Source organism: Lentzea sp. NPDC005914 (assembly GCF_040629405.1).
GTDB lineage: Bacteria > Actinomycetota > Actinomycetes > Mycobacteriales > Pseudonocardiaceae > Lentzea.
This window is the reverse complement of record NZ_JBEXVQ010000018.1, coordinates 82,803-95,099: the sequence shown is the minus strand read 5'-3', so window position 1 is coordinate 95,099 and position 12,297 is coordinate 82,803. Positions and strand designations below refer to the sequence as shown.

At 69.1% G+C, this 12,297-nt stretch carries 10 protein-coding genes; 4 read left to right on the top strand and 6 right to left on the bottom strand.

Features of this window, described 5'->3' with window-relative positions; all coding sequences use genetic code 11:
- Positions 1-46: 46 nt before the first annotated feature.
- Positions 47-2,719, top strand: a complete 2,673-nt coding sequence (locus ABZ345_RS25285; protein ID WP_359853372.1) for a BTAD domain-containing putative transcriptional regulator — start codon at positions 47-49, stop codon at positions 2,717-2,719.
- 3 nt (positions 2,720-2,722) lie between these two features.
- On the opposite strand, the gene ABZ345_RS25280 is transcribed toward ABZ345_RS25285, so the two are convergent.
- The 3 genes from ABZ345_RS25280 to ABZ345_RS25270 form a co-directional block, all read right to left on the bottom strand.
- A complete protein-coding gene (locus ABZ345_RS25280) occupies positions 2,723-3,589 on the bottom strand; it encodes a M23 family metallopeptidase (protein ID WP_359853369.1) in 867 nt (288 codons plus the stop codon).
- A gap of 79 nt (positions 3,590-3,668) precedes the next feature.
- On the bottom strand, positions 3,669-4,100 hold the full coding sequence (locus tag ABZ345_RS25275) for a hypothetical protein (protein WP_359853366.1): 432 nt from the start codon (positions 4,098-4,100) through the stop codon (positions 3,669-3,671).
- 84 nt (positions 4,101-4,184) lie between these two features.
- Positions 4,185-4,613 carry a DUF2690 domain-containing protein gene (locus ABZ345_RS25270; RefSeq protein ID WP_359853363.1) on the bottom strand — a complete coding sequence of 143 codons (429 nt, stop codon included), beginning with the start codon at positions 4,611-4,613 and terminating at the stop codon, positions 4,185-4,187.
- 101 nt (positions 4,614-4,714) lie between these two features.
- Between ABZ345_RS25270 and ABZ345_RS25265 the strand changes: the two genes are divergently transcribed.
- Positions 4,715-6,487: a tetratricopeptide repeat protein gene (locus ABZ345_RS25265; protein ID WP_359853360.1), complete on the top strand. Its 1,773-nt coding sequence runs from the start codon at positions 4,715-4,717 to the stop codon at positions 6,485-6,487.
- Here the strand turns inward: ABZ345_RS25265 and ABZ345_RS25260 are convergent.
- Together ABZ345_RS25260 and ABZ345_RS25255 are read right to left on the bottom strand one after the other, a co-directional pair.
- On the bottom strand, positions 6,462-8,012 hold the full coding sequence (locus tag ABZ345_RS25260) for a hypothetical protein (protein WP_359853357.1): 1,551 nt from the start codon (positions 8,010-8,012) through the stop codon (positions 6,462-6,464). The two genes, ABZ345_RS25265 and ABZ345_RS25260, sit on opposite strands and share 26 nt — an antisense overlap.
- Before the next feature lie 55 nt (positions 8,013-8,067).
- A complete protein-coding gene (locus ABZ345_RS25255; RefSeq protein WP_359853354.1) occupies positions 8,068-9,690 on the bottom strand; it encodes a hypothetical protein in 1,623 nt (540 codons plus the stop codon).
- A 215-nt stretch (positions 9,691-9,905) separates the two neighbouring features.
- Here ABZ345_RS25255 and ABZ345_RS25250 point away from each other — a divergent pair, with 215 nt between their 5' ends.
- Positions 9,906-10,571, top strand: coding sequence for a DUF2306 domain-containing protein (locus ABZ345_RS25250; protein ID WP_359853351.1), 666 nt, complete (start codon positions 9,906-9,908; stop codon positions 10,569-10,571).
- Between the two features lie 56 nt (positions 10,572-10,627).
- Entirely contained in the window at positions 10,628-11,263 is a 636-nt protein-coding gene (locus ABZ345_RS25245) for a peptidylprolyl isomerase (RefSeq protein WP_359853349.1), read from the top strand.
- Here the strand turns inward: ABZ345_RS25245 and ABZ345_RS25240 are convergent.
- Positions 11,235-12,176: a hypothetical protein gene (locus tag ABZ345_RS25240; RefSeq protein WP_359853346.1), complete on the bottom strand. Its 942-nt coding sequence runs from the start codon at positions 12,174-12,176 to the stop codon at positions 11,235-11,237. The genes ABZ345_RS25245 and ABZ345_RS25240 overlap by 29 nt on opposite strands.
- Positions 12,177-12,297 lie beyond the last annotated feature (121 nt).

The following is a 12,297-nucleotide window of genomic DNA, read 5'->3' as shown; positions in this document are numbered from 1 at the left end:
GACAGTAGCGGCCGCAACACCGTTGCAGACCGGATATCGTGAGCCCGTGGACGGCGTTCGGTTCGGAGTGCTTGGGCCGCTGCTCGTCACCCACGGGCAGCGGGACGTGCGCATCTCCGCAGGTCAGCCGCGCCAGGTCCTGGTACTGCTCCTGCTGCACGCCGGGCAGACCGTCAGCGTCGACCACCTCATGTCGATCTTGTGGGACGGCGACCCGCCCGCCAGCGCGCGCAAGGCCGTCCAGGTGCATGTTTCGCAGCTCAGACGGGCTCTCAAGGACCTGCCCGGCGTCTCGCTGGAGTGGTCGCGGCAGGGGTACCGGCTCGACGTCCCGGACCGCTCGCTCGACCTGCAGTTGTTCCGCGAGGCCGAGGACCCGGACGAAGCGCTGAGTCACTGGCGCGGTCCGGCGCTGGCCGAACTGACCACGAACACTCAGCTTGCGAACCAGTTGGAAGAAGAACGGCTCTCCGCGATCGAGCGACGTGTCGACAAAGCGATCAAGGAAGGCCGCCACCACGAGGTCGTCGGCGAGCTGACCGGACTCGTCACCGAGCATCCCACCAGGGAACGGCTGCGGGGCGCGCTCATGGTGGCGTTGCACCACGGCGGGCGGCAGGCGGACGCGCTGCGGGTGTACGACGAGGGCAGGCGGCACCTGGCCGACGAGCTCGGGCTCGATCCGGGACAGGAGCTCAAGGACCTGCACGCGGCGATCCTGCAGGGCGACATCCCCGCCGTGCCGCGGGAGCTGCCCGCGCGGCCGGAACCGTTCGTCGGGCGCCACGAGGAGATCGCGCTGATCACGGACGCGTCCGACACGGTGATCGCCGTTCACGGGCCGGGCGGGCAGGGCAAGAGCGCTCTCGCCACGGCGGCGGCGCACGCGATGGCCGAACGCTTCCCGGACGGTCAGCTGTACGTGGACCTGCACGGTGCCACGCCAGGACGTTCGCCGCTGTCGTCGGCGGAGGTGCTCAGGAGGTTCCTGCGCGCTTTGGGCACACCGCCCCTCGCCGTGCCCACGGACACGTCCGAGGCCGCCGCGCTCTACCGGTCGACGCTGGCCCGGCGCAAAGTGCTGATCCTGCTGGACAACGCCGTGGACGCCGCGCAGGTCGGCCCGTTGCTGCCGGGTGAGGCCGGTTCCACCGTGCTGATCACGAGCCGCCGGATGCTCGCGACGCTCGGCGCGCGGCACGTCCGGCTCGACCCGCTGACCGAGGACGACGCGGTCAAGCTCCTCGGTGACTCCGGCGACGCGGCGAAGCAGGTCGCGAAAGCCTGCGACTACCTGCCACTCGCTCTGACGATCGCGGCCGCGCGGCTGCGGTCCCGGCCGGACTGGACGACGCGGACGCTGGCGAAGAGGCTCGCGGACCAGCGGCATCGGCTGGACGAGCTGAACTTCGACGACCTCGGCGTGCGGACGAGCTTCCAGCTGAGCTTCGAGGGGCTGAGCTCCTCGGCCACCAGGGCGTTCATCCTGTTGTGCTGCCTCAACGTGCCTTCCGTGAGCGAGCAGACCGCGCAGGCGTTGCTCGGGCAGGACGACGTCGACCGCGTGCTGGACCCGTTGGTGGACGCCAAGCTCGTGGAGCCGTGCGGGCCGGAGCGGTATCGGGTGCACGACCTTCTGCGACTGTTCGGGGCCGAGCACCCCAACGACGAGAAGCACGACGCTCTCGCGCGCGCTTTGACCCACTACCGCGAGACTTTGACCGCCGCGCTGAAGAAGCTGCGGCCGCACGCGTACGGCGCTTTGACGAACTCGGCCACACAGCAGGATCTCGACGAGCCGTTGCAGTGGCTGACGGACGAGGCCGAGAACCTGCTGGCGGCAGCGCGATCCACGATGACCGAGCCGGCATTGGCCGAGCACGCCCTGGCCATCGCGCACATGCTGTACCCGCATCTGTTCAAACAGGACAGAGTCGCCGACCTGATCGAGCTCGGCCAGATCGCTCTTCAGGCGGCACGGACGATCGGCACCTCGGCCGCGTTGCAGACCGCGCTTCTCGTGCAGTCCGCCGCGAACCGCCGGATCGGCTCGTTCGAGACCGCCCGCGCGCAGCTGGAAGAAGTGCTGGAGGCGCGGGCTGACGACCCGTTCGGGCAGGGCCGTGCGCTCGCGGGTATCGGCACGATCCAACGGGAGATGGGCGAGCTCGACCAGGCGTCGGTGACCCTCGCGCAGGCCGTCAAGCTCATCGAGGAGCACGGACCTGCTGGTGCGCAACGGGTTCCGCTCTCCGCGCTGGCCCAGGTGCACCAGGTCGCTGGCCGATACGAGCAAGCATTGGACGCGGCCACCGAGAGCCTGAAGTTCGCTCGTGCGGATCAGGATGCCGCTGGAACAGCCTATGCGCTGGCCTCGCAGGGCCAGGCGCTGTTCAAGCTCGGCCGGTTGGACGAGGCGTCGTTCGCGCTGGACGAGTGCATCGAGCTGTGCCGGGCGACGGGCGAGCACAACGACGAGTGGCAGGCCCTGCTGTGCCGCGCCGAAGTGCTGCTGGCGGCCGGGAAGACCGCAGAGGCCACAAAGGACGCCGAGCGCTGCCTGGAGATCACCAGTGCTCGCGGGGACCGGTACGGCGAGGGTGTCGCACGGCGCATGCTCGTCAAGGCAGGACTGGAAAAGCACGCGGACCGGGCGGCCGAACTGCTCGGCACACCCGGTCTGCGCAGGGACAACCTGTTGGACAGCGTGATCAGCTAGAACCTAGCTGCAGTGCTCGAACGGGCTGGTGTAGGTGGACGAACCGACCATGCCACCCCACTTGACGCACTTGTCGGCCGCCTTCTTCTTGACCGGACCGGCGTAGTAGCCGTACTCGTCGCGGTCGGTGGTGCGGGCCGAACCCTGCACCTCGAGGAACGCACCGACGTCGGTCGCCGTGCCGATCTTGGTGGTCTTGATCGCGACGACGCAGTTGTAGCCGTTGGACGCGTTGTACAGCAGCGAGACGCGGGCACCGGTGACGTTCGCGCCGTCGATGACCTTGTAGCCGTCGCCGCACGCCTCTTCCGGCGTGTACGGGTTGGTGGAGCCACCGCCGCCGCAGTTGTTGCTCTTGTAGTTCTTCGAGCCGTAGTACAGCGCCGTCGAGCCGTTCATGACGACGCGCTTCGGGTCACCGTTCAGCAGCTGCTCGAAGTGCAGGTGCGGACCGGTCGACCCGCCGGTGCTGCCGACGTTGCCGATCTTCTGGCCCTGCGAGACGCTCTGGCCGACCGAGACGCTCTGCACGGACAGGTGGGCGTACCGGGTGGTCCAGCCGCTGCCGTGGCTGATCTCGATCCACTTGCCGTAGCTGGTGCTGCCGGTGTTCTCCACGCGCTTCACGGTGCCCGCCGCGGACGCGACGACCACGTCGCCCTGGGCGTCCGCGCGGCTGAAGTCGATGGCCTCGTACGGGTTGTGCGGGTGAGCGTCGTTCGGGCCGCGGGTCTGGCCCTCCCACGTCTGTCCACACGGGAACGGCATCTGCCAGTTGGTGGCGGCGTTGGCCTGCGGGCCACCGATCACCAGCACGCCCAGACCGATCGCGAGACCCGCGACGGCGGACAGCACTCTCTTGACGTTCATGGACTTCCCCTCACTCACCCGAAGATCCTGCGGACCTCGGAGTACGGCGTGCCATGGCTGTTCAGCTCGCTGATCCGGATCAGCAGCGGGTGCTCGTGCGCGCCATCGGCTCGTTGGAGCCCCACTGGATGTTGCCGACCGCGTGCGTGCAGTCGGAGAGCGTGTTCGCGCCGGAGGACCAGTTGTCGGCCTTGTTGCTGGTGCAGTTCAGGTCGACGAGATCGTCGTTGCCCGGCTTCTCCTTGGCCACGGAGGTGCAGACGTACCAGCTGTTGTGCGAGCTGCGGAAGCCCTCCCACACGTAGGTGTAGGCCCAGTTCTTGCCACAACCCTTGAACTGCTTGACGGAGCCGATGTTGGTGCCGCCGCTCGTGATGTACGCGGTGGAACCGATCTGCGTCACCGGGCCGCAACCAGGCGCCGACTCGGCGTGCGCGGGCGCGGTGATGCCGAGCATCGCACCACCGACGACGACAGCTGCACCGAGCGTGCTGGCGATCTTGCTGAACATGCTTCTCCCTCAATGGTTTCTTGCGAAGGCTTGGGTGCCGGGGTGCGAATCAGTCAGTGATGTAGCCGGTCATGGCGCGCCCCCTCAGCAGTCGCTCGACTGGAGCCGGGCGGTGTGGTGGGCGCCGTCGGAGTCGACGTAGAGCACCTCGCCACGGGCGCAGCCGGGCGCGTGAACCATGTTTCCCCAGTGGTTTCCGGGCGTTCCCGGCGAGACGAAGCCAACGTGGTCGCTGCTCGTCCACACGGTGATGCGCAGCGCCGAGGAGCCGCCGGAGTAGTTCGAGACGCGCACCCAGTTCGTCCTGCACGACGGCGACCAGCGCAGCTCGGCCGTACCGGACGCGAACAACCCCGCGGTGTCCGCGACCGTGGAACCGGCGCTGCACCCGGTGTCGGCCGGGTCCTTGCCGTTGCAGCCACGTCCGCTGCAGGGCGCGGCCTGGGCGTCCGGCGCCACGAGGCAGCTCAAGAGCGCCAGTGCCGCCGCGGCGATCAGGCTTGTCGACTTCATGGCGCTGACACTGCTGAGCCGCACTCACAGCGATCTGACAGGTACACCCGGTCAGGTGTCAGCGAGGTGTCAGAACCGCAGCACACGCTACGTTCGACCCCGTGCCGAAGTACCCGGTGGACACGTCCGGCAGCAACTTCTCCTCCCTGCCAGAGCCGACGCCCGGCTCGTTGCGGCAGCTCGACCCCGACCCGGTGGTGCACGGCCGTGCCGCCGAGCTGGCCGCGTTGCGGGAGAACCTGGAGCGAGACGGGGTCGCGCTGCTCTGCGGGCCGCCGGGAACGGGCAAGACCACGCTGGCGTTGCGGCTCGCGCACTCGGTGGCCGACCGGTTCCGGGGTGGTCAGCTCTGCGCCGACCTCTCCGCGCTCTCGATGGACGACGTCCTGGCGTCGTTCATCAGGGCGCTCACCCATGACCGCGTTCAGCTCTGGGCCTCGCGGCGGGCGCAGCTGCGTGAGGTGCTCGGGACCCGTCGGGTGCTGTTCGTGCTGGACAACGTGAGCAAGGGGCACGACCTCGCGTTGTTCCGGAACGTGATCGCGACCAGCCGTGAGCGGCTCGGCGGGGTGGTGCTGGGGCCGATGAGCCCCGAGGACTCGCTGACGTTGCTGCGGACGCACCTCGGGTCGCGCGTCGACTTCGAACCCGAGGCCGCGCGTGCTTTCGTGAAGGCGTGCCACGGTCTGCCGCTGGCGCTGGTGGTCGCCGCCGGGTTCGCCCGCCTGCGCACGACGGCGACCCTGACCGCGCTGGTCGAGGAGATTCCCGCCGAACGCGGCGATGTGCACGACGCGTTCGCGTGGGCGTACCAGCAGCTCTCGCCCGACGACCGCCGGGTGTTCCGGCTGCTCGGGGACGGGTTCGAGCGCGAGTTCTCGATCACCGCGCTCAACGCGCTGGCGGGCGGCGACGTGCGGCCGTCACGCAACAGACTGCTGGCGTTGCACCTGCTGGAGAACGCGCCGGGCGACCGGATCACGATGCACTCGTTGCTGCGGGAGTACGCGCAGTCGTTGACGCCGCGCGAACCCGAGGCGCTCGGGCGGCTGCTCGACCACTACCTGTCGGTCGCCGACGTGGAGACCGAGAACGCGGTCGCGGCCGTGTTCGTGGCTGATGACGAGCGCCGGCTCGCGTTGGCCTCGGCGCTCGTCGACGAGATGTCGGTGCGGGTGCAGGAAGCCGCGGTCGAGGCGGCCAGGGCAAGGGAGAACCGTGCGGCGGAGGCGGTGGCGCTCGCGCATCTCGGGCACGCGTGGTTCGACCGCGGCAACCTCGAGGAGGCGGAGAGGTGCCACACGGAGGCGTTGGAGTTCCACCGGGAGCCGCGGGCGCTGACCGGGCTCGCCAACGTGTACCTGGAGAGCGGAGGCCTCGAGGAGGCGGAGGCCCTCTTCAAGGAGGTGCTGGCCGTCCGGATCGCTTCGGGTGACGCGGCGGGCGAGGCACGGGCGTTGCTGAGCCTGGGGCGGACCACCGGCGACATCCGCTATTACGAGCAGGCGCGGGACATCTGCGAGCGGATCGGTGACGTGGTGCGACTCGGCCGGGCGTACAACGGCATGGGCAACGTCCACCAGTCGGCAGGCTCGTACGAAGACGCGATCAACTGCTATGCGCTGGCGTTGCAGGCCTTTGTGGACGGTCTGTGCCTGGTGAACATGGGGCACGCCCAACTGGCGGCGTTCGGCTCGTCGGCGGCCTTCACCTGGTACGAGCGGGCAGCGGAGCACGCGGTTCGGTTGCGGGACAAGGGGCTGCTCGCCGACGCCGCGCGGTCGCTGAACGCCGCCGGGTTCGTCGAGGAGGCGTTGCGGCGGATGCGGCAGGCCGAGCAGTTGTACCTCACTGCAGAGGACGAGTCACCGTGACGACCGGGACGCCTCCCTCGCTGTCGAGCGCCAGGGCGTCGTGCTTGAGGACGATGGACCCGTCGTCCTGCAACGTGAAGGTCGCGTCGGTGACCTTGCCGCTCGCGATCTGAATGTAGTGGGACGAGGTGGGCAGCAGGCGAACCGTCTGCTGCTTCGTGTAGCTGAAGGGAAGTCCCCAGACCTGGAGCACCAGCACGCCGATACCGCCGGCCGCCCGCGCGTCGACGTGCACCAGGTAGCCGACGAACTCCAGTGTGGACGTTCCGTTGCCGCGCGCATAGCCGAGCCGGGGGTCGAACAGCACGCGGCCGTCCCGGGTGACCTCGAACGACATGTTCACGATCTGACCGCTGCCCTGCTGCACGTAGTAGGGCTTGGCCGGGACCATGCGGACCTTCTTGCACATGATCCAGTCGCGACTGTCCGACGGGACGTGCGAGAGCAGCACGCCCGCACCCGGCGCGAGCCAGCGGGCGTCGATCGTGATGACCACGCCCTCGACTCTCAACGTCCGGGTTCCCTTGCCGGACAGGAATCCTTCGAGCTCGTCCGCATAGCTGATCGTGCCGTTCTGCTCGACCGTGAAGCTGAACGCCGCGGTCCCGCCGGCCTGGAATCCGTAGCCTCCCGGTGCGAGCTGGAGCGTTTGCACTGTGCGGGCGTCGAGCCAGCCGGTCTTGCTGGGCAGCACGAAGTGGCGGCCGGAGAGCGGTCTGGCGTCGATGTTGATACTGCCCTGCGCGGGATCCGGTGCTGATGGATCCATCCGTCCGGTGTCGTCGACGCACGGCGCGGCGCTCGGGTCCGGTGGCCTGATGTCGTACCTGGCCGCCGATGTGCCCGATTGGCCTTGGGGCGGCTGAGGACTGCTCGGGTCGGCCTGGCTGCTGCCGGGGACGCTGGAGCCGGATGTCGGTGCCGGCAGACCTTGCGACGGCGCGGGAACCTCGCCACCGGTGGCTTGAGCCGGGCCCACTTGTGCGACGTCGGTCGGCGAGGCTCCCTCGGCCGTGCTCGGGTGACTGGTCGGGGACACGGGTGCCGAGCTCGGCATCGCCAGCAGGAACACCACGAATCCCACGACGGCGGCCGCGACTCTGATGACCTGCGGGTCGGCGAGGACCGGGCCGGCCTTCGTCATGAGGTCGGTCAGCGCTTTGACCGGTTTGGTGACCACGTCGGACACCACCCGTGTCTGACCGCTCAGGAACGCGACCCAGCGGCGGTCCTCGTCCTCCGGGAGCGGCACCAGGCCCGGAGCCAAGTACTCGACGCGTTCACGCAGCCTGCGCGGGTTCCTCGGTTTGCAGGTGGGGCAGGCGAGCACGTGGTCGTGCAGCGCGGGCCAGTCCTGGCGGTCGATGGAGGCGAGCAGAGTGCAGGCCGACTTGTCCAGGGCGTTGAGCACCGCCACCCGCTGGGCGAGGAGCGTGAAGGTCTCCTCCGTTGCCTCACCGTCCGCGATGGCCTGCCGTTGCTCCGGCATGGTGTCGAGAGCGATGCGCAGCGACTTACGTATCACCACACCATCCTGGAGCCATTCGGGCGCACCCGGATACGGCCAAACAGTGGACAAATCATGGACTTCGCACGTAGGCCATGGCGAACGCGGAGTCGGCCGCCGCTCCCACCTGGTCGTAGCAGTGGACCTGCACGAGCACTCCCGGCGGACGGGAATAGCCGTTCCACGCCCAGACGCGGCAGTACCTCGGGTCGGGCCCGCTCGCGCTGACCAGTACCGCGTCGGCGGGATAGGTCTTCGGGTTGCCGATGCCCTGGTACTGGACGTCGTACCGGCCGACGGCCGTCCTGGTCACCGCGGGCGTCTCACCGTTGCTGCTCCACGACCTGTTCGCCCCGGTGACGAGGTAGGCGGCCGACGCGGACGGGTCGTGGTGGATCCCGGCGTTCTCGGTGTAGGTGAGGTTCCAGTCGGTCTCGGCGTCGCACGCGACCCTGATGCGCGCGGCTTCCACCGTTGTCCGGCAACGGGCCCGGTTCTGGCCGACCGGTGAGACCATCGCGAACCCGTTGCCGCCCAAGGTGGTCACCTCGTACTGGCCGGGTCCGGTGTGGGCGACTCCCGGCGCGCCACCGCGGTAGGCCACGGCCGGGCCCTCGCTCGCGAACACGATGACGAACGGGAGGTTCTTCCTCGTCCCGTCCGGGTTGAAGCAGGCGACGCCGACGAGCAGGTCACGTCCGTCGCTTCGCGTTCCCGAGGTCTGGCACGAGAACGGCTGGTAGTAGCCCCAGCCGTTGCTCAGCGCGGCGTGCACCGTGCCGCTGGTCGAGCCGAGCTCCGGCAGCCGCACCTCGTAGGCGCCCTCGCCCGTCCTGATCAGCGTGATGTAGCGCTCGACGCCGTTGCGGCGCCAGGTTCCCCACTGCCACTGCCGGTGCAGCTCGACCTGCTGCCCGACCGGTTTGTCGTACTGGTACTCGGGAGTGCTCGCGTAGGCCCACGCGACCGGGCCCTGCGTCCGGTTCGACGGGTCCTGTGTGGACGTTCCGCCCGGTTGTCCGGTCGACGTCGTTCCCGGCGGGGCGGGCACGATGATCGTCTGGCCCGAAGTGATCGTGGGACCCGCGGTGGGCGGCGGTACCGACGGGCCCGCGACCGGTGGCGTGCTGACCGGAGGATCGTCGGGATCGCCTGGCGCTTCCTGGTTCGGCGCGGCCTGGCTGTCCTGCAGCGGCTCCACCCGTTCCGAGCTCGGCATCGCCAGCAGGAACACCACGAATCCCACGACGGCGGCCGCGACTCTGATGACCTGCGGGTCGGCGAGGACCGGGCCGGCCTTCGTCATGAGGTCGGTCAGCGCCTTGACCGGTTTGGTGACCACGTCGGACACCACGCGCGTCTGACTGCTCAGGAACGCGACCCAGCGGCGGTCGTCGTCCTCCGGGAGAGCGACGAAGCCGGGCGCGAGGTACTCGACACGTGCCTTGAGCCCCTTCGGATCCGCCGGCTTGCAGATCGCGCACGTGATCACGTGCTGCTGCAACGCGGTCCAGTCCTCGCCCATCTCGGCGAGTTCGGGGCAGCCCTTGGCCCGCGCTTCGAAGACCGCCACCCGCAGGGCCACCGCCTCGAAGGTCTCCGAAGTGGCCTCGCCGTCGGCGATGGTCTGCCGCTCCTCCGGCATCGTGCCGAGGACGGCGGCCAGCGACTCGGCGTCCAACGGCTCGGCAGTCACCGCGCCAGTTTGGAGCCGGCCGGGCGTTCGCGAAACGACCAATCAGTGGACAGATCATGGTCACGCCTGCGGGTCCACCCGGCCTGGAATCGTCAGCGCGCTGACGCCGCCGACCACGACCGGACAGAACACCACCGGCCAGGCGAACAGTGGTCGGTACCGGGACGTCAGCGAGCGGTGCGCGATCGGTAAGCGGCATTGGCGATCGTCATGCCATGACGTGGTTGCGCAAGCCTTGGGTGGGGCCGTTGGCCTTCGTGGTGGTGGCGTTCGTGGCGTTCTCGTTGCCGCCCTATCTGACCGGAGACCGCGCATCGGCGCGTGTGCAGTCGGACTGGGGACCGCACTATCCCCTGCTGGTGGTGCACGTCGTCTGCGCGTCGATCGCCATCATCACTTGCGTCGTGCAGATCTGGCCGTGGTTCCGCAGCCGCTTCCCCGCGTGGCACCGGCGCATCGGCCGCGTCTACGTGCTGGCCGGCGTGCTCCCGGCCGGACTGGCCGGCCTGGTCGTCGGCTGGATGACGCCGTTCGGACCGGTCGCGATGGTCAGCAACGTGCTGCTGGCGGTCCTGTGGCTGACCTTCACGGTGCTGGCGTGGCGCGCGGCGCGGCAGCGGCAGTTCCGCGACCACCGCAAGTGGATGATCCGCAGCTTCGCCCTGACCGTCTCGATCATCACCAATCGGATCTGGGGCGTGGTCGCGTTCCTTCTGCTGGCCGACCGCGTGCCCGAGGCGCAGCTGCCGTTCCTGGTCGCGGGGATCTCGACGTGGACGGGGTGGGTGGTGCCGCTGCTGATCTCGCAGTGGTGGCTGGAGCGCAAGCCGCGCCGCAAGGCTCGCACCCAGGTCGAACAGCGCGAGCCGGTCACCGCGTGAGTTCCCTGGGGTAAGTGGGCTGACAAGGCGTTATGGCGCGGCTACGGTCAGTCCACATGAGGCTACTGCTCGCTGTGTTGATGGCGGTCGTGCTCGCGCCCGCCACCGCCCACGCCGCACCTCCGACCGCGAAGTGCGAGTTCACCCCCACCCCGGAGAATCCCGCCGCCCGCCCGGTCCAGCCGCCGCCCGCGACGGTTCCGGCGAAGGGCACCGTGAAGGTCACCATCGTGACCAACTACGGCGTGGTGGTCGCGAAACTCGACCGCGCCAACGCGCCGTGCGGAGTGGAGAACTTCGCGCACCTGGCCCGCAGCTGGTTCTACACGTTGTCCCAGTGCTGGCGCCTGACGGACACCGCGCGCCTGGGAGTGCTGCAGTGCGGTGACATCTACCGCGCTGAAGAGGGCGGGCCCGGCTACAAGTTCGCCGACGAGGTGACCGGCAAGGAGACGTACCCGCGCGGCACCATCGCGTACGGCAACCAGGGGCCGGGCACGAACGGCAGCGAGTTCTTCATCGTGCACTCGTTCGCCAACATCAAGCCCGTGTACACGGTGATCGGCCACGTCACGCACGGAATGGACACGCTCGACCGGATCGTGAAGGCCGGGATCGTGCCGCAGCCGGACGGAACGCTGGACGGCGCGCCGAAGAAGCCGGTCAGGATCCTGCACGTTCTCGCAGGGTAGCCAGGACCTTCGACACCATCCCGAACGGCAGCATGCCGAGGCCGTTCAGCAGTTCGGGGCCGCGCTCGCCCGCCAGGATGCGCCGGAACACGTGCACCACCGGTGCCGCACCGGGGTTCTCCTCCATGCCGGCGAGCTCGGCCGTCAGTTGCGAGGCGTACTGAGTGTCGCCCTCCGCCTGCAGCACCACGGCGGTCATCAGCGGCGACCAGTCCCGCATGGTCTCGTGCGCTCGTTCCATCGCGCGGGCGACCAACTGCTGCAGGTCGTCCGCGGTGCCCTGCGAGAGGCTCTCCAGCAGCTCACCCAGCCGCACGCCCTCGACCTCCTGGGCGAGCGCGATGATGTCGTCGTTCAACGAGATCTGTTCCGGCAGGCCGAACGCGAAGGCGAACATCGCCAGCATCTCGATCTCGGCGCGCAGGGTCGGGGCGTCCGTCCTGATGGCGATGGCCGCCGCCGCGAAGTAGTGCGCGAGCACCCGCGGGGATCCGGTGTCCACGCGGGCGATCAGCACCGCGTAATCGTGGTGCTGATTGCTGATCACGTGCGGATCGCCTGCCGCGTAAGCGAGTCCGAGCGCCTCGGCCTTGAAGGCGAGCGCGCGGTCGTACCGCCCCTGCTGATCCTCGATGGCCGCCAGCTGGTCGGCCACGTGGAACCTGCTGTCCGCCAGTTCGGCCATCGCCCGGCCGGCCTCGACGGCGCCGGGGTGCAGGCTCAGCCGCCCGTCCTCGATCTCGATCAGGCCGTGTTCGGACAGGACCGCAAGCTCCTCGTCGGCCTCCCCGACCGCGTACGTGTAGAGATCGTCTTCCGTGATGCAGCACAGGGTGAGGAACAGCCGCCGCGCCGGTTCCGGCAACGACCGCACGGCATCGGCCGGGTCCTCATCACGTAAGAAGGGCTCCACGCGCACAAGCCTCGCACCGCGGTCAACACCCTCGTTCCCGTTTCTCCCTCCACTCAGGAGCGAAATAGGAGCGCCTGTCAACTCGTTGCGTTGGCACGGAAATAGCGCGGCGAGAAGCCTG